The following is a 21065-nucleotide window of genomic DNA, read 5'->3' on the forward strand; positions in this document are numbered from 1 at the left end:
TCCTCTCTATAAATCACGTGTTTCATAAATTTTAATTGTAAGAAACATAGAAGCGATATAAATACTGACTAATACAATGAATCCAAATATAAATACACCAATATGCAGAGGATTCATAATCCACTCAAGGAATGAAGGTGCTACTTCCTTCAGCCCATCACTAATAAATATCCAAAGTATCCCCCCAACTATTATTGAAGCTGCTGCTATTATACTTATTACCGCCTTTGATTTTGTAACATAATAAATAGGGAAAAAGGTGCCCATCCAAAATACGGCGTAAACAATTCCATTTATTACTTCATACCATGAAATCTCAATATAAAGTTTAGGATAGTATGCACCGATATCACCAATAACAGCGATACACCTTATAAGAAAAACAACTAGCATAGTAGAAACCATGCCCCCTACAATAAATATTGCACAGGAAATATATCTAGCAATTATGATATCCTTTCTACTTAGTGGTAAACTATTCATCATAATGTCACTTGTATTCCGTTCATCTATTGCGACTAATATCATAACTGAGGAAAGAGTTATAAATAAACAACTCATAGGAAACAGCATTCCATCACCGTTTTCAAATAAAAAGAATATAAAGGGTATAATAAAGTATACGAACCATATCCCCCGAAAAAAGAACAAATCTTTATAAATGAGCTGACGCATAGGCACCTCTCCCTTTCGCAGTGTAAACGATAATATCATCTAATGTAGGCTTTTCTAGTACAACCTCATTCCCAAACCAATCTATGATTGCTTGTTTATCCTTCGCTAACCCTTCAAAACCAAATTTATTTTTTCGTAATCCAACAAATAGCTCTTTTCCTTCTCGGTCTAATAAATCATTACTTCCCTTTACGATTACGTAGTTCTCCATTAGTTCATCTTTCTCACCAGTAAATATAATTTCCCCATCGTTGATAAACGTAATATAATCAGCGATACGCTCTAAGTCTGTTGTAATGTGCGTTGAGAATAATACAGATACTTCATCTTCCATTACAATCTCTTGCAACATATCAAGCAATTCACTTCGAACAACTGGATCTAATCCTGCTGTCGGTTCGTCCATAATAATAAACTCTGCGTGGTGCGAGAGCGCGATGGCAATCGCAAATTTCATTTTCATCCCTTTTGATAGTTCTTTAATTTTTTTATACTTCGGAACTTGCAATCTATCCATATACGATTGATACTGCTCTTCGTCCCACTTTTTATATAGCGGCGCGATAATACGCTTCATTTGTTCACACGTTAAATCTTCGTAGTAATGATTTTCATCATATACAAAACCGATATTTTGTTTTATTTCCTTTTCGGCTTTCTTATTGTCCTTGCCAAAAATTTTTATATCGCCGCTATCTTTTCTAATTAAATTCATAATCATTTTGATCGTCGTACTTTTCCCTGCTCCATTCGGCCCGACAAATCCCATAATATATCCGCGTGGTAGTGTAAAACTTATATTTTTCACTGCAAAATCTTGATAACTTTTACAAACGTTTTTTAGCTCTAACACCCTTTATTCCCCCTCATATAAACACGCAATCATCTGCTGTAAATCTTCAAGTGAAAGCTGCAACGCTTTACTTTCATTTACAACCTCTTCCGCTTTACTTTCCAATAGACGAAGCCTTTGTTCTTTTAGTAGTTCATTATTTTTACGTGAAACATAAGTCCCCTTCCCAGCAACAGTTTCTATATATCCTTCTTTTTCAAGCTCCTCGTACGCACGCTTCGTAGTAATTACACTAATCTGTAATTCCTTTGCTAAGCTACGAATAGACGGTAATTGGTCTCCACCCTTTAAACCACCATTTAAAATAAGCTGGCTTAATTGTTTTCTTATTTGCACATAAATAGGGTCTTGGGAAGAATTCGAAATAATAATATTCATGTTTTCCTCCAGTGTGTGTATATACTGTGTATACCTTATATACACAGTATATACACAACATCCTATTTTTGGCAAGAAAAAAAGACCAACATTTTCCTGTTGGTCTTTCGTATATGTATCACTTTTCAAAGCGATCTAACATCTCATCTCTCATTCCAAAACTCACTACCGCAATTCCTACATACATAAACAGAAGGAACGCCGGATGAACTGTGTTGTACCAAGTGCTATCAACAATTAAATAAATCGTTAATGCCACAACTAGAACAAACGCTAAGATAAACATATAAAAGTGTCTTGTACTACCCATGATAAACTCCTCTCTTCTCACTTCACCATTCAACAGTATATTTTATCGAATAATTCGATATGACTCAAGGTTAACTTTCTGTTATGTAATCAAGTTCCACCTTTACAATGTCCTCACATGCTATTGAAATGATCGTTCCTTGCTTATCAATTGCCGTCACTTCTCTATTATCCATTACTCGATGCGCTACTCTTTCTAGTACTTTTCCTTGGTCTCTATAACAAAATTCTTTTACATCTTTAATCGTTTTTCCGTTTTCTAAATGGTATATCATTCTATAACACCGATATCCCACATTTTCACCCCCAACTTGCTCGTTTTTTCACATATACATAAAAATGAGTCATTCCTATCTCATTACATCTTCTTAATTTCAATAAAATTCTAACAAAAATAAATACTTTTATCAAACTGACTTTTTCAACAAAATCACCTATGAAACTGCTTCTTTACACCATTATGAAACAAAAAATATAAATTTTTAACATTTTCTTCACTAATTCTGCACAGATTCTCCATATAAAAAAAGAACCCGCATACAGCGAGTTCTTCCTTCGTTATTCTAATCAAACTTGTACAGGAGCTGGCTTTTCATAACGTAAAACTGGTTTACGTGCAGCCATCGTTTCGTCTAAACGTTTAATGACTGTTGTATGAGGTGCTTCTTGTACAACTTCTGGATTTTCTTCTACTTCTTTAGCAATTTGAATCATCTTATCAATGAAACCGTCTAATGTTTCTTTTGATTCTGTTTCTGTCGGTTCAATCATAATACATTCTTCCACATTTAATGGGAAGTAAATTGTTGGTGGATGGTAACCGAAATCAAGCAGACGTTTTGCAATATCTAATGTACGGACACCAAGTTTCTTTTGACGACGACCTGATAATACAAACTCATGCTTACAATGTCTATCGAATGGAAGATCATAGAATGGTGCTAATCTTCTCATCATATAGTTCGCATTTAATACCGCATACTCCGTTACTGCACGTAGTCCATCTGGACCCATAGAACGAATGTATGTGTATGCACGAACGTTAATTCCGAAGTTACCATAGAATGGTTTTACGCGCCCAATTGCTTCTGGACGATCATAGTTAAAGCGATAGCCATTTTCCGTTTTCTCTAAAATTGGTTTTGGTAAGTACGGAATTAAATCAGCTTTCACACCTACTGGACCAGAACCTGGGCCTCCGCCGCCGTGAGGACCTGTAAATGTTTTATGAAGGTTTAAATGCACAACGTCAAATCCCATATCTCCTGGGCGCGCTTGACTTAATACCGCATTTAAGTTTGCACCATCATAGTATAATTTACCGCCTGCATTATGGACGATTTCTGCCATTTCTAAAATATTTTCTTCGAATAAACCTAATGTATTAGGGTTTGTTAACATAAGTGCTGCTGTTTCTTCGTTTACAACACGTTTTAAATCTTCTAAGTCAACAAGACCATGTTCATTTGATTTTACTGTAATTGTTTCAAAACCAGCTACAGTTGCAGATGCTGGATTCGTTCCGTGAGCAGAGTCAGGAACAATTACTTTCGTACGGTTAAAATCACCATTTGCTTCATGGTATGCACGAATTAACATTAAGCCTGTCCATTCTCCGTGTGCACCAGCTGCTGGTTGTAATGTAACAGTATCCATACCTGTAATTTCAATTAAATGCTCTTGTAAGTCGTACATTAATTCCAATGCACCTTGTACTGTCTTTTCGTCTTGTAACGGATGAATATTTGCAAATCCTGCGAAACGAGCTACATTTTCATTAATTTTCGGATTATATTTCATCGTACAAGATCCAAGTGGATAGAATCCAGAATCAACACCGTGGTTACGGTTTGAAAGTGCTGTATAATGGCGCATAATATCAAGTTCAGATACTTCTGGTAGCTCCGCATCTTCTACTCGAATATAATCGCTCTCAAATACATCTTCTAGTTTCACTTCTTCTACATCTAATTTTGGTAGGCTATATCCTATGCGTCCTTCTTTACTCACTTCAAAGATAAGTGCTTGGTCTTGGTTCTTCATTGGATAGCCCCCATTTCGTTTACAAGTGTGTCAATTTCCTCTTTTGTACGAAGCTCAGTTACTGCTACAAGCATATGGTTTTCATGCTCTTTATAATCACGGCCTAGGTCGTAACCGCCGATAATATTCTTTTGTAATAATGCATCGTTTACTTCTTTCACTGGACGCTTGCAATCTACAACGAACTCATTGAAGAATGGTCCAGCAAATGTTACAGTGAAGCCTTTCGCTTCAAATTGACGTTTGGCATATTGTGCTTTAGAAATGTTTTGACGTGCCATTTCTTTCACACCTTGTTTACCAAGTGCCGTCATTGCAACTGATGCTGCTAATGCATTTAACGCTTGGTTTGAACAAATGTTAGACGTCGCTTTATCACGGCGAATATGCTGTTCACGTGCTTGTAACGTTAATACGAATCCACGTTTACCATCTGAATCTACAGTTTGTCCGACAAGACGTCCTGGAATTTTACGCATAAATGCTTTCGTTGTTGCAAAGTAACCACAGTGTGGTCCACCAAACTGCGTTGGGATACCAAATGGTTGTGCATCACCGATTACAATATCAGCACCAAATTTTCCTGGTGGTGTTAATGCGCCTAATGATAACGGATTTGAAGAAACGATAAATAATGATTTTTGTTGATGAACGATTTTTTCAATATCAGCTAATTTTTCAACTTGTCCGAAGAAGTTTGGATATTGAACGATTACACAAGCAACTGTATCATCTACTTCACTTTGTAATACGTCTAAATCAGTTACACCATCTTTATGGTTAATTTCAACAACTTCAAGATGTTGACCTTTTGCATACGTTTCAAGTACTGCTCTTGATTCTGGATGAACTGCGCTAGATACAAGAATTTTCTTTTTACGAGTATGGCCAGCTGCTAGCATCGCCGCTTCAGCTAAAGCTGTACCTCCGTCGTACATAGAAGAGTTTGCTACATCCATTCCCGTTAATTCACAAATCATTGTTTGGAATTCAAAGATTGCTTGTAATTCCCCTTGTGAAATTTCTGGTTGGTATGGCGTGTAAGCTGTATAAAATTCTGAGCGAGAGATAACGTGATCTACAATTACTGGAGCGTAATGATCGTATACGCCTGCTCCTAAGAAAGAAGCGTATTCTTTTAAGTTAGCATTTTTACTAGCCATTTGAGTTAACTCTTTTAACAGCTCTGGCTCTGATTTTGCTTCTTTAATTTTTAAATCCCCTTTAAAACGAACACTCTCTGGAATATCAGAGAATAACTCATCGATCGTTTGAACGCCGATCGTTTGTAACATTTCTTTTTTGTCTTCTTCTGTCATTGGAAGATAACGATGCAACATGAAATCTACCCCTCTCCCCGTTACTTTGAACGTTTATAAAATGGTGTTGGAACAACTACTGCTTTGACGCGTTTATTACGAATTTCAATTTCTACTTCTGTATCAACTGCTGCGTATTTTACATCAATTAGTGCTAAACCAATGCTTTTCTTTAACGTTGGAGATTGTGTACCACTCGTTACTTCCCCGATTTTTTCTTCTCCAATAAATACAGGGTAATGTGTACGAGGAATTCCACGTTCGATTACTTCGATGCCGACTAACTTACGAGGTGCACCGTTTTCTTTTTGCTCTTTTAAAGTCGCTTTTCCAAAGAAGTCTGCTTCTTTATTTGGTTTTACCGCAAAGCCAATTCCAGCTTCAATCGGTGTAATATCTTTTGATAACTCTTGACCGTAAAGTGGTAATGTTGCTTCGAAGCGAAGTGTATCACGAGCACCTAAACCACATGCTTTTAAGCCTTCTTCTGCTCCAACTTCAAGAAGTTTCTCCCAAAGTTTTGCAGCATCTTCACTCTTACAGTAAATTTCAAATCCATCTTCACCTGTGTAACCTGTACGAGATACAAGTGCTGGAATTCCATCTACAAGAATATCGTTTTTAAATTTAAAGAACTTAATTTCTTTCAAATCTTCTGACACAACTTTTTGTAAAATGCCTTCTGCTTTTGGTCCTTGAATTGCAAGCTGTGCAACTTCACTAGAAACATTGACTACTTTCGCATCGCCAATTACATGGCTAGCTAACCATTCGTAATCTTTCTCGATATTTGATGCGTTGATTACTAATAAATAGTCTTCTTCACCACGTTTGTAGATTAATAAATCATCTACTGTACCACCATTTTCGTAGCACATAGCTGTATATTGTGCGCCTCCTACCTTTAAGGTAGAAACGTCATTTGTAACAACTCGTTGTAAAAATGCTAAACTATCTACACCTTTTACCTCAACTTCTCCCATATGAGACACATCGAACAAACCTGCCGCTGTACGCACAGCTTCATGTTCTTCTTTAATGCTTGAAAATTGAACTGGTAACTCCCAACCACCGAAGTCGATTGTTTTCCCACCATACTTCGCGTATACATCAAATAACGGTGTACGTTGTAATGTAATCATGCTCTCTCCCCCTTATGCTCTGACAAATCAATAAAAGTTGTTTCCCTTATCTAAACATTTTCACTCTGAAAAGATAGGATATACGGAATCTCATTATATTTTTTTATGAAAGCGTAAATAAAAAATCACTTTCTTGGATAAAATACGAAAGATTCCACACATTTCACACCATTATCCTAACATTATTCGCTATATTTCATCAATATTCTAGCATAAAAAATAATTTAGAATTTTTCATTCTTAATCTTATTAAATACAACTTTCAAAATTTAGCCCTTTATCTTTATCTATTCTTTAACTTTTAGTATGTGTAATAGTGCCTTATTACAAGGTTTATATAATAAAGATTTTTTAATAATTACTTTAGTTTATAAAAGGTGGGAGAGTCGTAATGAATGTCGATATTTCCGTAGATCGAACGTGGCAAAACAATTTTTTAAATAGAATTGATGAAGATGGCCCTTGGACAAACTGGGATTTATACCATTTAGCTTATGAAACAGAAAAATCATTACTTGTTCCTACTTTCGATGGATTACAAGCACCGAAACATTTATCTCATTTCACACCACTTCCTCATCAATTGGAAGTCGCTCAAAATGTCATTGAACAAATGAATGGTAAAGCGATACTAGCAGATGAAGTGGGACTTGGGAAAACAATTGAAGCTGGGCTTATTTTAAAAGAATATATGGTCCGCGGTCTTGTGAAAAAAGTGCTTATACTCGTCCCTGCTTCTCTCGTATCACAATGGGCATACGAACTAAATACAAAGTTTTTCATTCCCGCTGTAGCCCAGAAGAAAAGCTACTCATGGGAACAAGCCGATGTGATTGTATCATCAATTGATACTGCAAAACGTTCACCGCATCGCGATATCGTTTTGAACTTAGAATATGACCTTATTATTATCGATGAAGCACATAAACTTAAAAATAATAAAACAAAAAACTATGAATTTGCACAGCGTTTAAAAAAGAAATTTTGTTTATTATTAACCGCTACTCCTGTTCAAAATAAGATCGATGAAATTTTCAACCTTGTATCTTTATTAAAGCCAGGACATTTAGGCAATCAATCCAACTTTGAAGAATATTACGCTTCAAAAAATCGTTCTGCCGAATCTGATGAAGATTTAAAAGCTCTTATTAATAAAGTGATGGTCCGAAATCGACGGCATAATACCGGAATTGATTGGCCAAAGAGACATGTACGTACAATTTTTGTTGAGTTTAATGAGCAAGAACAAGCTCTATATAATGATATCGAAAATTGGCGAGGTCAAGACGCCTTCACATCCGCTTTCTCATCGTTAACTTTAAAACGAGAAGCGTGTAGTAGTCGCGAGGCTGTGTACTATTCATTAAAAAAACATGTAGAAAAAAGGCAGAAAGAAAATGAGCATTACATAAAAGACCCACATATTGATGTGCTAATGGACAAAATTAATCATATTCCTTTCAATTCAAAAGCGACTAAAGCTCTTGAGCTTATAAAAGAAATTGACGATAAAGTCGTCATCTTTACAGAATATCGAGCGTCACAAATGTACTTACAATGGTTTTTACAACAACACGGTATTTCTTCCGTTCCATTCCGCGGCGGGTTTAAACGTGGGAAGAAAGATTGGATGAAAGAACTTTTCCAAAACCACGCACAAGTATTAATTGCAACTGAAGCTGGTGGTGAAGGAATTAACTTACAGTTTTGTAGCCATATGATCAATTATGATTTGCCATGGAATCCAATGCGTCTTGAACAAAGAATCGGACGTATTCACCGTCTTGGTCAAAAGAATGATGTTCATATTTATAACCTAGCTACAAAACACACTGTGGAAGAACATATTTTGAAACTGTTATATGAAAAAATCAATTTATTTGAGCGTGTTATCGGTGAACTTGATGAAATTTTAACGAGAATTAATATGAAAAACATCGACGCGCACATTCAAGAAATATTTGCGCAATCAAAAAGTGAAGGAGAAATCCGAATTAAGATGGAAAACTTAACATCTATTATCGACTTTGCGAAACGAAATGAAGCTGAGGTGCAAGGCTATGCAGCAACATGAAATTCATAATTACTTATACAATTTTTTTGAGGCGAATAACTGTGAAATTTTAGAACGTTCTCCTCATTTATTAGATGTGCAGTTAACAATTGAGATGGATAAATTATTAATGAATCGCCCTTTTTATTGGCACTATCTTGAGAAAACAGGAGGCGTACCGAATCCGATGCGCCTTACTCTTGTTACGAATCCAGAAAATGAAGAAAACGATGGTGAACTTATTCACTACGGTTCCCCACGCCTTCATCAAATTTTTCAAACGACAAAAGAATTAGGCTCTTACATACGTTTATATGAGGAAGTACGGCATAGCGGAGCAACACATACACCGCTCCATCCGTGGCTCGGTGTAAATATTAAAGTTTCCTATCAATGTGATCGAAAAAAGGACATCCTCCACTCGATTGGTATTCATCTCATTTCTGGCACAATGATTGCAAACTTTCATGAAACATTAACTAAAATTAAACTTACACCGAAAATACCTGACTTTTGTTTTACGCTCTCGCCTATTATTAAACCGCAAAGTGGTTTACAACGTATAGAGGACGCTTTAAAGAATATAATTGCAGAAGATGACCATACGTGGGCGAAAGAAGCAAGAGTGCGCTGGAATCACGATTTAGACCTTTTAAATCGTTTTTATGAAGAAAGTGATGAACTTCCCGAAAGCTATGAAATTGAAAAACAAGCCTTGCAAGAACAATATGAACCACGCATTACAGTGCAAATCATTAATGGCGGACTCTTTTACGTTACCGCTAATCATTTTCTACCTTAAAAAGCCCCTTCTTTTTTAGAAGGAGCTTTTTTGAGTTACCCTTTATCGCCATTACGCTCTTGTTGTTTTTGCTTTGCCATGCGTTTTTGATACGCGCGATCCTTTGCGCTCACATGATTAGCATCAGTTGGAAGATTTTCTTTTGAACGACCAATTCCATTGCTCATCTTTTCCCCTCCTTTTTATATCTTTCAAAATACACCCTTATTTTCAGCTAGAGGCACCATCCTTATACAAAAAAATAAGAGCAGCCATTGGCTACTCTTACTCGCTTACATATTTTTGAAACATATCATGGATGCCTTTATTTACTAGGTTCGAGATCTGCTCGTCAGATTTATTCGGATAACGATCACGCAATCTGATAGATGCCTTCACCATTAAATTTTCTAATACAGAACGGCCACCTTCTCCATAAATAATTTCAGCATATTTAACAAGCCTTCCATCCTCTACTGTTGCTGGATTATGATTGAAGAAAAATTTACTCATCGTCTCCACCTCTCTCTTTTGATAACGTTTACATTTATATAAATTATTTATGTTATTTATTTCACAATATTGTATGCATGTATATTTAATTAGTTTCATTATAAAGCAACATATCGATAGTAAATATGTGATTTTCCGTCCATTTTGTGAACAAAATAAAAATGAAAGCGTTTCCTTTATTATATACTAAAAAAACTTACTACGCTAGGGGCAATTTTTTCAATCTACTACTCCCTCAAAAATTGATATATTTTTTCTTTTCCCATTAAACCTTATACAATTTTCAGAAATTATATTATAAAATATATGTATGACTTAAGGAGGATTTGTATGAATCAAAATAAAAAAGCTATATTAGATCTTGTCTTTTATCTCGTTATCCCATTCCTCATTTGGAAATTTGCAAAACCTTATATCGATCCTTATTACGCGATGTTACTTTCCTCTGTTCCGGGGATTATTTATACACTGTATACCTTTAAAAAAGAAAAACAGTTTAACGTGACAGGGTTCTTTATTTTAATTACACTCATTTCTAATACAACGGTAGATCTATTATCTGGATCAGCTGAACGAATGTTATGGAACGATGCTTATTATCACATCGTGCTCGGTATTATCGTTATCTGTACAATCTTTATAAAAAAACCACTTATGTTATATTTCGCAGCAGATATTGCCGCACTGCAAGGCCATGACCGTGATAAAAGTCGTGAACTGTATCGTGATAGTCGTATTTATCCAGCACTACAATATTTAACGCTATTTTTCGGGCTACAATTCATATTAAAAAGCTTCTTAAAAATTTATTTCATCTCTGTTTTCGGTGTAGATGGCTATGGTGAAATGAGAGCGATTATGACCGCTGTTGGATGGGGCATTTCCATTTGTATCGGAATTGGATTTGTTTGGGTAAACAATAAAATACATGCCGTTACAGAAGAAAAAGAATCTGTGCAGTAAATGAAAATCCCCTAGTAGCATCATACTACTAGGGGATTTTCATTTTGCTACACATATTACGAAATCGTTAACTTGATTTTTTTCTTTTATCTTTTACGTTTCGATAAAACAAAGCAGCACTTAGCGGCATAACACCAAACCACTTATTCATAAATGGCTCTTTTTCAGCACGGCGTTGTTCTTTCTTTTGTTTACGATCTTCTTTTGGAGCATCCATATACGACACAAACTGCTGCGTCACAAAGCGAACATAATCATTAGTAGACATATTATCATCACCTCTACTTGATTAGTATGTCCACTTTTTTATTCATTAATCTCTTCTTTTAATTCATTCATAATTTGCTTTACAGACTTATTCGTCGTATCAATATGAATATGAGCCTCTTCATAATAAGCTCGGCGCGATTCAAATTTTGCCACAAATGCCTCTATATCTTTCTTCTGAAATAGTGGACGTGTCGTATCCTCACGAAGTCTTTCCGCAATTACATGTGGATCACAATATAAATACACGATGGTTCCATTTTCCTTCATCCACTTTCGGTTTTCCTCTCGTTCAATGATTCCACCACCAGTTGTAATAATTACATTACAACTCGGTAATGAACGTAACATTTCACTTTCATATTCCCGAAAAGCCATTTCACCTTCTTCGGCAAAAATATCACGAATTGCCTTCTCTTGCTTCTCTTCAATTTTTTGGTCTGTATCGACAACATCCATATGAAGTTCTTTACTTAATGCTTTTCCAATTGTTGTTTTCCCTGCTCCCATATAACCGGTTATGTATATAGATTTCATGTTCGTTCCTCTCAATCATTCGTTATTATTTGTTATTATAACGAATGATTCCATTATTTAATAAAAAAACGTTTTTACTTATAAGTGCCTCTTCTCACCCACTGCGTTGCAATCCATTTCTCACCTTTCGTTACAGGTGCCCCTCCATGTAACGTAAGCTCATTCAATGATTGATCTTGATAAAAATACTCAAAGTATACTGCCATTCCCTTTCTAGGGTTCACAGAAAGATTTAATTTCGGAAAGAACGTTTCTCCGCCTTCTTCTACATCATTTAAGTACATAACAAGCGTACTAATACGATTATTAGCAGCTGATCTACTATGTTCCGCAAAATAATCATAATGCGCTTTATATTGTTGATCCACTTCATAGTTTAAAATGTGTAATCCTTCTCCATGCGACACAGGAACATTCATGATAGATGAAATTCGTTTTTCAATCTTCGCAGTAAGTTCATTATCGTCCAAAAATGCACCACTACTCGTTCGAATATCATTTACATCACGTGATGAACCAACTTTAGAACGTGCTAACTTATTTTTAGACAATTCAATCAATTCATCGCATTCTTCATCGCTTAATACATTTCCTAACACGACAATAAGAGGTTCTTCGAATTTTGAAATAATGTGTATTTCCCTATCTTCTGTCATAATTGCATTTCCTTTATGATCAAAAATAGTTTGTTCCTTATTTTCACCTATTTGATTGTTATTTGTCATTTCCCTATTCTCCCTAAAAAATATGTTTGGATAGCTTGAATATATCATATTCTTTCTACCTTTCTCTTTTTTGAGAAAATTTAAACTTTGAAGTGTTTTATTTATCCATTTCCTTTTTAAAAACAACCTATTACAAAATGAGAAATTATGGTTTTCATCCGTATATTTCACAGACTATCCTTCTACCCAATCGAATATTTTTTCATCCTTTTTTCTATACCGAAAGCTTACTTTATAGAAAATTTCCTGTTTAATTTTGCACTGCAACGAAATGAGAATATCATCGTTTTCAAAGACGTAATTCCCACTGGCTTCACCCTTTTCATATTGAAAGAAAAATGTATCTTCCTTTTCTTTTTGCTGTAAGTCTTTTTTTATATTTGTAATCGATTGACTTAGTAGTTCCTCCAATACAAACTTTTGCTCTATTTCAATATAAAATTTTTTATCTATAAGTAACATATTCGTTTCGTATACAAAGAACGAAGTTAATAATACAAGAAAAATGATTGTTCCTGGCATCGTAAATCCATCTTGTTTTCTCATATATTTATGTCCATCTCACTATACCTTACAGCTACACCTTCATATGTTTTCCCACTCATATCTTTCACATTTATAAAGAGCAAATGAGGGGTTACTTCATATGAAACCATTTCAATATTTTGTAATATAACTTCTCTTCCGCGCATATTCACTTTTCTTATAAGACGATTATTTAATTTTTCGTACGTCACTTCATCTCCAGTACGAAGGCGGAAGCGCAAAAGATTATCTTTATTTTCAGGGACTATTTTTTCTACAAATGATACTTCACGAAATTCTAATTGTACTTGTCCTATAAACACATCCCATTCCCAATTATTTAATCCTTTCGATTTTTTGTTTTCTATTCCGATAAAGTTTAAACGTGGCAAGAGTAAAAAGAACAGTGATAACAGAAAAAAACATACGATCATTTCTATTAATGTAAATCCAACTTCTAATTTGTTTTTTCTCCTGCATAAAAGCATTGTTCCATCATTCTTCCTTTCACATCTTTCCACATAGCACAAACTTCATTTCCTCCCCAATATGTGTAATATACATTTCCATTTATGACTTTTTCTTTCTGTTGTTTCACCTCATTCTCATACATATATAAAGCTGCTTCCCTTTTTAATAATACAAATGCATTGTAACGAATTTGTATGTTTTTTCGTTCTTGCATAATCAATATTGTTTGCGGAAGTAGTAAAGATACCGCCATCATTACTATACTTAATGCCACAAGCATTTCAGCCATCACTGACCCTTTTTGACATTTCACGATACGTAAATCTCCCTCTTCCAAGCTGAAATACAACCTCATATTTATAACTTCGATACGAAAGTAAAATTGTACCACCTCTATTAATATTTCCACTCGGATTATATGTCATCGGATTGGGAAAAGTATTCAAATCAATTTGTATATCGCTATCATATTCTCTTTTAATGATAGCAAGATTCGTACTCGATTCCCCTATATAGTACATATGTCTATCTTTATACCATCGTAATGTATAATGTTTTTGACGGTTTATCGCTAATTGTTGCATATACAAAATATCATTTGAAAACTGTCTCAAAAATTGTTCGATTTTTTGTTTTTCATATAATGAATGTACATTGTAATACATGACCATACTTAGTACAGAAATTGCAAATAGAACGAGTAGCATTTCTAAAAGAGTAAAACCTTTTTGTTTCACAGTTTCCCACTTGATACTGTGCCATCATTTGAAATATAAATGGATTCACCATTCGGACACTTATCAGATGTAATATATTTTTCATCACTTAGCTCTTTTAACGAGGGAATTTTATTATGTTGTAATTGGTATACTTGTATTTGGGCTTCTATAGATTTCACATAGGCTTTACATCCTTTTCCTTCAACGGATGAACGCTGTGTAACTACATTAGGAATAATTAATAGTAATAATACAGTTATTACCACCATAACTAATAACATTTCTAAAAGGGTAAATCCCTCCTCATTCTGCATGTAAATACCTCCTAAATAGAATTCATCATTTGAAACATTGGCATAATCATCGCTAAATACATAAGAACGACTATTCCTCCAATACACGTAAATAAAATCGGTTGAATGATCACTAACATGCGTTTAACTTTTTGCTCCATCTTCTCCATGATAAGATCGCTATAGTCACCTAATTCAATCGCCAAATTACCATTTGCTTGTCCATGCGTAATAATATAAGATAGCTCTTCCTCGTAATATCCGTTTTTTGCAATAATAGATTGCAACGGTTCTCCCGCAATTAATTGGTGTTTAATTCGGCCCGCTTCATACTGAAAGAACGGATGATACTTTTGCTCCATCATTATTGTTAAAGCCTCAAGTACTGATAGTCCTCCGTGTAATAAGCCGCTCAATTGAGTAGCGAAATAATGCGAATGCTTTAAAATAAGGAATGTTTTTATGAGGGGAATACGAAGCATAATTTTTATCTGCTTCATATGCGGGAGTTTCCGAAAGTAAAATATATATACACTACAGCCAATTAAGACGATAAAAATAGTGCTCATAATAAGATAGGGTAGCAGCTTAATTGCACTTAATATTTGTTCTGTAAGTAAAGGTGCTGTAGAACCAAACGAACTATATACCATGTCAACCTGCGGTAATAAAATGCGGTTAAAAACAAAAATCATGATTATTAAAAAGAACGCCAAAAACATAGGATACTGCATTATTTTCATCATATCTTTCCTGTACTTATCCTTTTTATAAAGAAGTGAGCTCCCTTGTTGCAACGCAAAAGAAATATCACCATGTTGCTCGGCATAAAATAAATAGCTTAACATCTCCTGATGAAACTTTAATTGATGAAAAGAATCGTGTAGACTTTTTCCATCTTTTAAACCATCAATCATACGCTGCAATTGTACTTTCTTTTCTAAAGGTAATTGAAAGCGTAAAAATTCTAATGCCTGCAAAAGGGAGTATCCTTTTTCTAATAGTTCTCCTAATCGTTTCAGTAATACTACTTGATCACTTAAACTCCATATTTTCTTAAACATAAACATCCTCTTCTAAAAATCCTAAAGCGTATCCTTTTCGTAGCGAAGACTCTAATGTCTCATGCTTGTATGTGACACATTCCCCGTTTGCTTCTTTAATCGCTTGTTTTAATTCATATCCATATAACAACTCATAAATACTCGCTTGTCTTACTTGCCTCATTGATTTACATAAAGTTGAGCACTTTCTTTTGCAAAACGGACACTTCAATTCGACAAGTCGCTGTGCAGCTATAGCCAATAAAGATTGTTCAATCTCTTGCCTCGTTATACCAAAATCCATGAAACGAAGTATCGCCCCTTTCGCATCATTCGTATGCAATGTCGTCATTACTAAATGGCCAGTCAAACTTGCTCTTATAGCGATTTTTGCTGTCTCTTCATCACGAATTTCGCCAACTAAAATAATATCTGGATCATGACGTAAAATAGCCTTTAGTCCCGCCTCATATGTGATACCTGCTTTTTCATTTATTTGAATTTGTAATACATCATCATTTCTTTTTTCAACTGGATCTTCCAGTGTAACGATGCGACGTGTTTTCTTTTTTCTAATTACCTCTAATAATGCATACATTGTTGTTGTCTTTCCTGAACCAGTTTTGTAGTTTTTTGGGGATTATTTTATAACGATCTTCTTCACATTAATCTGCAATACCAAATCATTTGTTATTTTAAATATCAAAAGTATAATTAATTACATACGCTAAAAAATCCCATTCAAGAAAGGTCGATTAAAATGAGCAATTATCAAATCATACGAACTGAACTTATTAATGCATTCGACTCTCATTTAGCTCCATTTAGTAGAAAACTTAATTTTACTTACCATATTGTCCCTAATGACTGCAACATTGGAATTGAGGGAAAAGCACAAGACATATTTAATATGTTTGCTCTTTCAATTAGCGATGAATTTGAACAAATTTATATTGATACAGCATTTTTACCAAGCAAAATAAAAGGAAATGGAATTGTTTTAAGACTAATGGAAATCACTTTCCTAATAGGGCAGAAACATGGCTATGATACAGTCGTTGTTAACATGGTTGATGGTTTTTATAGAGCCTTAAGAAATCGAGGCGCATTAGAAACTTACAAACCTAACGGAACTGAGAGTTATGAGGATTTAATCCTCACAAATACAACTAACTTCAAAAAATAAAAAAGTAGCTCATTTCCGAGCTACTTTTATTAAATAATCCGCTATATTTTTAACTGCTTCTGCAGAAGGTTCGTTTTCAATAATAACTTTAATTTTTGGTAACTCCTTCATTTCAATTTCCCCTCAACCTTTTTAATACTGTTATATTGAGAAAAAATTGAATGTAAAGTTAGCGAGTAAAATTTGTAAAATTAAAATTATTAAACCTTTAAAACCTAATGTGTTAACAATAAATTAATCATTTCTAAAATGGCATTTTAAAATCTTCAAATTTTTGCTTGTGATGACAAATACAACAATGATGTAAGCCATCATCCATATTTAATATCATAGACCCTTTTGCGTTACACTCAGAACAATCATGAGCCCATCCATCCACTGACACTGGTTTTCGCACAATCCACTCTTCATGACCACATGTTGTGCATATTTTGTCTCCTGTGAGACCGCTTTCGTTACGTTCTTTTTCCATATGAGGATGTGAACATGGCGGGCTTCCTTTTTCTTTCCATTCTTTTCTCAATTTAGCAGCTTCTACTGATTGCATATCTTCTCCTCCTCCTTTAATTAAATATTAATAATCAGAAAATGAGATTGCAAGGACAATTAACTTTATTCGCCATAAAATGTAAGTTTTATACAATTTACTATAGCAGAAAAATGCGATTTTTTTATCAAAAATGTGCAATTTTCTATAGATTTTTGCATAAAAAACGCATAAAAATGACGTAAAAATCGCATGTTTTTTATCCAAGTTGGGGATGGGAATCCATCAGTGGTGCGGTTCTACGCAATTTTCTATGTCTAAAAACCGTCATTTTCTCGAAATTCTAAAAGAAGGGGGTCGATTTTTTAGTTTTGGACCACCCTCCTGTCCTTTGTTCCCCTAGGTAAATTAAAAAAAGACCTAGGGGGCTATATTTTCATTTATTGCTATTCTTGCATTTTCCGTACTTTGCATATTTTCTACAATAATGTCTTTTGCTCTAAATCGTATCATCTGCCCAATTACTAAGTAATTTTCGCATTCGCTCAGATGGGATATAACAATTCATTGGTTGACCTTTGCGGATACAGCCACGAAATATAAATTGGATCAAGTCACTTACCGCCAATAGATCTTCGTCTACACCAACACTTCTTGTTGTGAAGAATTGCTTGTCATTAGGGTTCATAAAGCGATTATACATGTATACCATTGATTTACATTCAGCATAATCATTGGTTGCCCGTGCATTAAATGATACGAAATTATCTTTCAAGCGGTCATCTTTCTTATTGTATTTACATTTCGGATTCTTTAATATTGGAGCGTATTTCTTTTTAGTCGTCCAAAAGATTTTGTTATTATCAGTAGGACAAATGTTACGTAAATAATTGTTAGCATTATTTTTTAGTTGCTTCAAATCTTCTTCTGGAGCATTATCAAACCAAGTAGACGATAATTGGTAATGTTTTTGTTTACTCGTCAACTTTTCTCGAGAATCATAATTGCTGTTCATTTTACTAACAGATTTCCCAGTTTGATAATCCTCGTATATATTTAATAAACCGTATAACGCTTTTCTTGGTTCAATGGCTGGGTTATATTCTGTCAGTTCATAACGGTCACCATTCTTTTGTACACCGTTTTTTGTATATTGTACATTGTGCATATCATAATAATATTTTTGTATTTGTCCATCGAACAGATACGTTAAAATATAAACTTCATCAAAAGCTTCAAATGCTTTTATATTCATTGTCCAATAGAATGCTTTTTCTTTCAGAATGAACAAGTTTTCATTTTCCGCAATGATTTTAATATCACGGAATCTATCATCTTTATCTTGTCCATAATCTACATCTAACCAAGTAACTTTTCCTAACTCATCTACTTCAATAACATTCCATTTCAATAGATATTCAATATCTTTATGACTAACATTAATTGCTTCAAGTACATTTGCAACTTCATCCATAATTAATATGTATCCCTCTTGTTCAATCTCCTCTAAAGTTTCCGCATCTAATCGTTTGAACAATTCATGTGTAGTAACAATGGATTTCCCAAGTTCCACAAGCATTTTGAAGTGCTCGATTTTAGATCCTCTCCCTTTTGTAGCATCTGGTTGAAAAAAATCTGCTTTAGTTGAATTACTAACACGTTCAACTTCATTAAGAAATGGCGTTACATAAATATATTTTTTATCTGACGTTTCACCGAATCCATTTACTTTTTCAGAGTCATTTATCATTTGAATTGCCCATGAGGTTTTACCCGCACCACAGATGGCATCTATTACTTTTATCTTTGTTACATCATTATTCATTACATCTGATTCCTCCTGTTTCCTAGTAATACTATTTTATTTGAAAGTGCCATTTTGTAAGGAGAAACCAGATAAAAAAGTATTACAAATTAACGTTTGCACAAAATCCATAGCAAAAGTGTGAGAACGTTAATTAGAAAACCATTAGTACCAACGCTAGGACAAGTTTTGCTTATAAGTAGATATAGTATATTTGTGAGAACGTTGACCCAAAAGAACAAGACACGAGCAAGCGAAGCGCAGTGAGTGGACGATACAGCTTGCCTGTATCGTCGAACAGAACAGTGCCACAGGCAACCTGCCAGGAGGCCACATACTATTAAAATAGCAATTTTATAAAGAAATGAATGTGCATCCCAGCGTTATTTCTGCTTGAGAGCAATTTTGGCTAGAGATAGAATATACGAAACCACACATCGAACACATATAACTTACTTTATAAACAAATGTAAATAGCTCAAAGTCCGCTTGGCTCTAAGGCTCAACACTTTATACTTGGCTGCCAATTTTTTTGGTGTTATGATGATAAAATTAGAGAAAGTAGGTGATTAATATGCAGAAGCAACATCTAAGAAATATTGTCGAAACACTTAAAGAGAACTTAGATATGGCGACACAAGAAGGAAATTTTTTCTTTTGGCGTTACATGGAGCAAATATGTGATGAGGAGAATGAAGAGTTATATATACTGCGAGATCTACCGTTATTAGCAATGGTGCTGAAAGAAAAAGATGCTGTACCATTAACAGATTATTTCGGTTTATTCAATTATCAAGCCACATGCGAATTGAAACGACTACTGATTTAATTGAGAAAGAGAAAAAAATTGAATATTAATATTCAATTTTGACTATGGATGGCAGTCGCTCGACAGTGCAACTAATACGCCTTTTATTTTCTTAATATTCAGTAATTATTTTTTCGCAGAATTATGCTCAATGTTTCACAAATATATTTTAGGAGGAAATTATGACAAATTTTGATGAAATATCAATAATTGTTAAACGAAAATTCATTAAGGAAGAAGTGTTAACTACGCCCGAGGCAATAGAATTCCTTGGTGTATCCCGTGCTAGAATGAGTCACATGATTAAAAAAGGTAAAATCACACCTGTTAAAAAGTTAGGGTGTGTGTCCCTGTTCCTCAAAGATGATGTAATCGCTAAGCGAAAAGAACTTGAACTGCTGCGTGTCAAATACCGTCCATATGAGAATTGATGCTGAATATTTTATATGCGTCATACCTGATGCAAGCTGTATTTGCATTAGACCTGCTCCGATTACTGTTCGGAGGAGACCTGCTATATGTAATGTATATATGAGACCTGAGGGAAACAGTATTTCCATCAGACTTCCTACACCAAAAGAGTGTAGGAGAATACTATCATTTTAAATGAGGGTATTCATGCTCGGAATAATGTTCGGAGCATACCTGCTAGGGATACTGTCCCTAGCAGACCTGATGAATATAGGATATGCACCAGACCTGATACGAACAATTTTCGTATCGGCTCTCACCGGAATATTGTTCCGGTCTGCTACACACTTGGTGTGTATGAGGTATAAACAGTAGTTATAGCACATCTTTAAATAACCAATTGCCAATAGGAGGTTTATAATATGGGAATTAAAATGATTTACAAAAAAACGCTCGCTATGGATTTAATAAAGGCGGGACACGATTTGGAATATACGACACGCAATAGGAAGAATAAAAAATACCAGTGTTACGCTTTTGAAGATTCTCCTGAATTGAGAAAGAGCATTGCACGGATAAATAATCAAAGTTACAAGGGATAAGCAATGAAACGGAATAGGAAAATATTAATATCGGAACGAACAAAGACGATCTTGTTATTTCTGTCAGTGATAATAATGATGATGTTATTTATTTATAATGTGTGGGACAATTTATTTAATAAAGATGCCGAAACGATACGTATGGAGAAAGAACGAGA

At 34.4% G+C, this 21065-nt stretch carries 29 protein-coding genes and 1 pseudogene; 8 read left to right on the forward strand and 22 right to left on the reverse strand.

The window, feature by feature from the left end:
• Positions 1-6: 6 nt before the first annotated feature.
• From ACUXEY_RS05365 to gcvT, 8 genes are all read right to left on the reverse strand, one after another.
• Positions 7-675: an ABC-2 transporter permease gene (locus ACUXEY_RS05365; protein WP_461300235.1), complete on the reverse strand. Its 669-nt coding sequence runs from the start codon at positions 673-675 to the stop codon at positions 7-9.
• A complete protein-coding gene (locus ACUXEY_RS05370) occupies positions 656-1528 on the reverse strand; it encodes an ABC transporter ATP-binding protein (protein ID WP_166701825.1) in 873 nt (290 codons plus the stop codon). The genes ACUXEY_RS05365 and ACUXEY_RS05370 overlap by 20 nt, the downstream gene beginning before the upstream one ends.
• A 3-nt stretch (positions 1529-1531) precedes the next feature.
• The gene (locus ACUXEY_RS05375) at positions 1532-1906 is read right to left on the reverse strand and encodes a GntR family transcriptional regulator (RefSeq protein WP_001021358.1); all 375 of its coding nucleotides are present in this window, start codon (positions 1904-1906) and stop codon (positions 1532-1534) included.
• Positions 1907-2024: 118 nt separating this feature from the next.
• Complete coding sequence (locus tag ACUXEY_RS05380) at positions 2025-2216, reverse strand: hypothetical protein (protein WP_000535935.1); 192 nt, start codon at positions 2214-2216, stop codon at positions 2025-2027.
• 70 nt (positions 2217-2286) lie between these two features.
• Positions 2287-2490, reverse strand: a complete 204-nt coding sequence (locus ACUXEY_RS05385) for a DUF3929 family protein (RefSeq protein WP_000639160.1) — start codon at positions 2488-2490, stop codon at positions 2287-2289.
• Positions 2491-2782: 292 nt separating this feature from the next.
• Positions 2783-4258, reverse strand: a complete 1476-nt coding sequence (gcvPB, locus tag ACUXEY_RS05390) for an aminomethyl-transferring glycine dehydrogenase subunit 2 (RefSeq protein ID WP_166701823.1) — start codon at positions 4256-4258, stop codon at positions 2783-2785.
• Complete coding sequence (gene gcvPA / locus ACUXEY_RS05395) at positions 4255-5598, reverse strand: aminomethyl-transferring glycine dehydrogenase subunit 1 (RefSeq protein ID WP_048531122.1); 1344 nt, start codon at positions 5596-5598, stop codon at positions 4255-4257. Before gcvPA ends, gcvPB begins: the two co-directional genes overlap by 4 nt.
• Before the next feature lie 20 nt (positions 5599-5618).
• On the reverse strand, positions 5619-6719 hold the full coding sequence (gene gcvT / locus ACUXEY_RS05400) for a glycine cleavage system aminomethyltransferase GcvT (RefSeq protein WP_087956936.1): 1101 nt from the start codon (positions 6717-6719) through the stop codon (positions 5619-5621).
• 391 nt (positions 6720-7110) lie between these two features.
• Here gcvT and ACUXEY_RS05405 point away from each other — a divergent pair, with 391 nt between their 5' ends.
• Both ACUXEY_RS05405 and ACUXEY_RS05410 read left to right on the forward strand, forming a co-directional pair.
• Entirely contained in the window at positions 7111-8793 is a 1683-nt protein-coding gene (locus ACUXEY_RS05405) for a DEAD/DEAH box helicase (RefSeq protein ID WP_001100039.1), read from the forward strand.
• Complete coding sequence (locus ACUXEY_RS05410; protein ID WP_461300236.1) at positions 8780-9574, forward strand: YqhG family protein; 795 nt, start codon at positions 8780-8782, stop codon at positions 9572-9574. The genes ACUXEY_RS05405 and ACUXEY_RS05410 overlap by 14 nt, the downstream gene beginning before the upstream one ends.
• A gap of 35 nt (positions 9575-9609) precedes the next feature.
• Here the strand turns inward: ACUXEY_RS05410 and ACUXEY_RS05415 are convergent, their stop codons facing one another.
• Positions 9610-9741 carry a hypothetical protein gene (locus tag ACUXEY_RS05415; protein WP_048531130.1) on the reverse strand — a complete coding sequence of 44 codons (132 nt, stop codon included), beginning with the start codon at positions 9739-9741 and terminating at the stop codon, positions 9610-9612.
• Positions 9742-9838: 97 nt separating this feature from the next.
• A complete protein-coding gene (locus tag ACUXEY_RS05420; protein ID WP_000032702.1) occupies positions 9839-10066 on the reverse strand; it encodes a hypothetical protein in 228 nt (75 codons plus the stop codon).
• A gap of 73 nt (positions 10067-10139) precedes the next feature.
• Here ACUXEY_RS05420 and ACUXEY_RS05425 point away from each other — a divergent pair, with 73 nt between their 5' ends.
• Positions 10140-10256 (forward strand): GTP pyrophosphokinase, encoded by a 117-nt coding sequence (locus ACUXEY_RS05425; RefSeq protein WP_071721462.1) that lies wholly within the window; start codon positions 10140-10142, stop codon positions 10254-10256.
• A gap of 140 nt (positions 10257-10396) precedes the next feature.
• Positions 10397-11029, forward strand: a complete 633-nt coding sequence (locus ACUXEY_RS05430) for a VC0807 family protein (protein ID WP_001073110.1) — start codon at positions 10397-10399, stop codon at positions 11027-11029.
• A 67-nt stretch (positions 11030-11096) separates the two neighbouring features.
• Here the strand turns inward: ACUXEY_RS05430 and ACUXEY_RS05435 are convergent, their stop codons facing one another.
• The 10 genes and pseudogenes from ACUXEY_RS05435 to comGA form a co-directional block, all read right to left on the reverse strand.
• Positions 11097-11297 carry a YqzE family protein gene (locus tag ACUXEY_RS05435; protein WP_000106080.1) on the reverse strand — a complete coding sequence of 67 codons (201 nt, stop codon included), beginning with the start codon at positions 11295-11297 and terminating at the stop codon, positions 11097-11099.
• 38 nt (positions 11298-11335) lie between these two features.
• Positions 11336-11833: a shikimate kinase gene (locus ACUXEY_RS05440; protein WP_461300237.1), complete on the reverse strand. Its 498-nt coding sequence runs from the start codon at positions 11831-11833 to the stop codon at positions 11336-11338.
• A gap of 74 nt (positions 11834-11907) precedes the next feature.
• Positions 11908-12558 carry a 2OG-Fe(II) oxygenase gene (locus ACUXEY_RS05445; protein ID WP_461300238.1) on the reverse strand — a complete coding sequence of 217 codons (651 nt, stop codon included), beginning with the start codon at positions 12556-12558 and terminating at the stop codon, positions 11908-11910.
• 174 nt (positions 12559-12732) lie between these two features.
• Complete coding sequence (gene comGG / locus ACUXEY_RS05450; RefSeq protein ID WP_461300239.1) at positions 12733-13104, reverse strand: competence type IV pilus minor pilin ComGG; 372 nt, start codon at positions 13102-13104, stop codon at positions 12733-12735.
• Entirely contained in the window at positions 13101-13571 is a 471-nt protein-coding gene (gene comGF / locus ACUXEY_RS05455) for a competence type IV pilus minor pilin ComGF (RefSeq protein ID WP_461300240.1), read from the reverse strand. Before comGF ends, comGG begins: the two co-directional genes overlap by 4 nt.
• Positions 13541-13843 (reverse strand): competence type IV pilus minor pilin ComGE, encoded by a 303-nt coding sequence (gene comGE, locus ACUXEY_RS05460; protein ID WP_166702110.1) that lies wholly within the window; start codon positions 13841-13843, stop codon positions 13541-13543. The genes comGF and comGE overlap by 31 nt, the downstream gene beginning before the upstream one ends.
• On the reverse strand, positions 13836-14291 hold the full coding sequence (gene comGD, locus ACUXEY_RS05465) for a comG operon protein ComGD (protein ID WP_166701817.1): 456 nt from the start codon (positions 14289-14291) through the stop codon (positions 13836-13838). Before comGD ends, comGE begins: the two co-directional genes overlap by 8 nt.
• Positions 14288-14587 carry a competence type IV pilus major pilin ComGC gene (gene comGC, locus ACUXEY_RS05470; protein WP_166701816.1) on the reverse strand — a complete coding sequence of 100 codons (300 nt, stop codon included), beginning with the start codon at positions 14585-14587 and terminating at the stop codon, positions 14288-14290. Before comGC ends, comGD begins: the two co-directional genes overlap by 4 nt.
• A gap of 11 nt (positions 14588-14598) precedes the next feature.
• Positions 14599-15630 carry a competence type IV pilus assembly protein ComGB gene (gene comGB / locus ACUXEY_RS05475; RefSeq protein ID WP_166701815.1) on the reverse strand — a complete coding sequence of 344 codons (1032 nt, stop codon included), beginning with the start codon at positions 15628-15630 and terminating at the stop codon, positions 14599-14601.
• Positions 15623-16231: pseudogene (gene comGA / locus ACUXEY_RS05480) on the reverse strand (competence protein ComGA); the annotation flags it as partial. The gene comGB and the pseudogene comGA, both read right to left, overlap by 8 nt.
• A gap of 138 nt (positions 16232-16369) precedes the next feature.
• Here comGA and ACUXEY_RS05485 point away from each other — a divergent pair.
• Complete coding sequence (locus ACUXEY_RS05485; protein ID WP_461300241.1) at positions 16370-16795, forward strand: hypothetical protein; 426 nt, start codon at positions 16370-16372, stop codon at positions 16793-16795.
• Positions 16796-17039: 244 nt separating this feature from the next.
• On the opposite strand, the gene ACUXEY_RS05490 is transcribed toward ACUXEY_RS05485, so the two are convergent.
• Entirely contained in the window at positions 17040-17342 is a 303-nt protein-coding gene (locus tag ACUXEY_RS05490) for a hypothetical protein (RefSeq protein ID WP_461300242.1), read from the reverse strand.
• 439 nt (positions 17343-17781) lie between these two features.
• Positions 17782-19107, reverse strand: a complete 1326-nt coding sequence (locus ACUXEY_RS05495) for a DEAD/DEAH box helicase family protein (RefSeq protein WP_461300243.1) — start codon at positions 19105-19107, stop codon at positions 17782-17784.
• A gap of 553 nt (positions 19108-19660) precedes the next feature.
• Between ACUXEY_RS05495 and ACUXEY_RS05500 the strand changes: the two genes are divergently transcribed.
• The 3 genes from ACUXEY_RS05500 to ACUXEY_RS05510 all read left to right on the forward strand — a co-directional run bounded on the left by ACUXEY_RS05500 (position 19661) and on the right by ACUXEY_RS05510 (position 20907).
• Positions 19661-19915: a hypothetical protein gene (locus tag ACUXEY_RS05500; protein WP_461300244.1), complete on the forward strand. Its 255-nt coding sequence runs from the start codon at positions 19661-19663 to the stop codon at positions 19913-19915.
• Positions 19916-20076: 161 nt separating this feature from the next.
• Positions 20077-20325, forward strand: a complete 249-nt coding sequence (locus ACUXEY_RS05505) for a helix-turn-helix transcriptional regulator (protein ID WP_098854869.1) — start codon at positions 20077-20079, stop codon at positions 20323-20325.
• A 402-nt stretch (positions 20326-20727) separates the two neighbouring features.
• The gene (locus ACUXEY_RS05510) at positions 20728-20907 is read left to right on the forward strand and encodes a hypothetical protein (RefSeq protein WP_098854867.1); all 180 of its coding nucleotides are present in this window, start codon (positions 20728-20730) and stop codon (positions 20905-20907) included.
• Positions 20908-21065: the final 158 nt, after the last annotated feature.

It is taken from the genome of Bacillus sp. F9_6S_D1_P_5, assembly GCF_054823925.1.

Excerpts from the sequence above, each read along its gene's own strand:
- ACUXEY_RS05365 (WP_461300235.1), bottom strand. The coding sequence starts at position 675 with ATGCGTCAGCTCATTTATAAAGATTTGTTCTTTTTTCGGGGGATATGG.
- ACUXEY_RS05375 (WP_001021358.1), bottom strand. The coding sequence starts at position 1,906 with ATGAATATTATTATTTCGAATTCTTCCCAAGACCCTATTTATGTGCAA.
- ACUXEY_RS05380 (WP_000535935.1), bottom strand. The coding sequence starts at position 2,216 with ATGGGTAGTACAAGACACTTTTATATGTTTATCTTAGCGTTTGTTCTA.
- ACUXEY_RS05385 (WP_000639160.1), bottom strand. The coding sequence starts at position 2,490 with ATGATATACCATTTAGAAAACGGAAAAACGATTAAAGATGTAAAAGAA.
- gcvPB (WP_166701823.1), bottom strand. The coding sequence starts at position 4,258 with ATGAAGAACCAAGACCAAGCACTTATCTTTGAAGTGAGTAAAGAAGGA.
- gcvPA (WP_048531122.1), bottom strand. The coding sequence starts at position 5,598 with ATGTTGCATCGTTATCTTCCAATGACAGAAGAAGACAAAAAAGAAATG.
- gcvT (WP_087956936.1), bottom strand. The coding sequence starts at position 6,719 with ATGATTACATTACAACGTACACCGTTATTTGATGTATACGCGAAGTAT.
- ACUXEY_RS05405 (WP_001100039.1), top strand. The coding sequence starts at position 7,111 with ATGAATGTCGATATTTCCGTAGATCGAACGTGGCAAAACAATTTTTTA.
- ACUXEY_RS05410 (WP_461300236.1), top strand. The coding sequence starts at position 8,780 with ATGCAGCAACATGAAATTCATAATTACTTATACAATTTTTTTGAGGCG.
- ACUXEY_RS05415 (WP_048531130.1), bottom strand. The coding sequence starts at position 9,741 with ATGAGCAATGGAATTGGTCGTTCAAAAGAAAATCTTCCAACTGATGCT.
- ACUXEY_RS05420 (WP_000032702.1), bottom strand. The coding sequence starts at position 10,066 with ATGAGTAAATTTTTCTTCAATCATAATCCAGCAACAGTAGAGGATGGA.
- ACUXEY_RS05425 (WP_071721462.1), top strand. The coding sequence starts at position 10,140 with ATGCATGTATATTTAATTAGTTTCATTATAAAGCAACATATCGATAGT.
- ACUXEY_RS05430 (WP_001073110.1), top strand. The coding sequence starts at position 10,397 with ATGAATCAAAATAAAAAAGCTATATTAGATCTTGTCTTTTATCTCGTT.
- ACUXEY_RS05435 (WP_000106080.1), bottom strand. The coding sequence starts at position 11,297 with ATGTCTACTAATGATTATGTTCGCTTTGTGACGCAGCAGTTTGTGTCG.
- ACUXEY_RS05440 (WP_461300237.1), bottom strand. The coding sequence starts at position 11,833 with ATGAAATCTATATACATAACCGGTTATATGGGAGCAGGGAAAACAACA.
- ACUXEY_RS05445 (WP_461300238.1), bottom strand. The coding sequence starts at position 12,558 with ATGACAAATAACAATCAAATAGGTGAAAATAAGGAACAAACTATTTTT.
- comGG (WP_461300239.1), bottom strand. The coding sequence starts at position 13,104 with ATGAGAAAACAAGATGGATTTACGATGCCAGGAACAATCATTTTTCTT.
- comGF (WP_461300240.1), bottom strand. The coding sequence starts at position 13,571 with ATGCTTTTATGCAGGAGAAAAAACAAATTAGAAGTTGGATTTACATTA.
- comGE (WP_166702110.1), bottom strand. The coding sequence starts at position 13,843 with ATGGCTGAAATGCTTGTGGCATTAAGTATAGTAATGATGGCGGTATCT.
- comGC (WP_166701816.1), bottom strand. The coding sequence starts at position 14,587 with ATGCAGAATGAGGAGGGATTTACCCTTTTAGAAATGTTATTAGTTATG.
- comGB (WP_166701815.1), bottom strand. The coding sequence starts at position 15,630 with ATGTTTAAGAAAATATGGAGTTTAAGTGATCAAGTAGTATTACTGAAA.
- ACUXEY_RS05485 (WP_461300241.1), top strand. The coding sequence starts at position 16,370 with ATGAGCAATTATCAAATCATACGAACTGAACTTATTAATGCATTCGAC.
- ACUXEY_RS05490 (WP_461300242.1), bottom strand. The coding sequence starts at position 17,342 with ATGCAATCAGTAGAAGCTGCTAAATTGAGAAAAGAATGGAAAGAAAAA.
- ACUXEY_RS05495 (WP_461300243.1), bottom strand. The coding sequence starts at position 19,107 with ATGAATAATGATGTAACAAAGATAAAAGTAATAGATGCCATCTGTGGT.
- ACUXEY_RS05500 (WP_461300244.1), top strand. The coding sequence starts at position 19,661 with ATGCAGAAGCAACATCTAAGAAATATTGTCGAAACACTTAAAGAGAAC.
- ACUXEY_RS05505 (WP_098854869.1), top strand. The coding sequence starts at position 20,077 with ATGACAAATTTTGATGAAATATCAATAATTGTTAAACGAAAATTCATT.
- ACUXEY_RS05510 (WP_098854867.1), top strand. The coding sequence starts at position 20,728 with ATGGGAATTAAAATGATTTACAAAAAAACGCTCGCTATGGATTTAATA.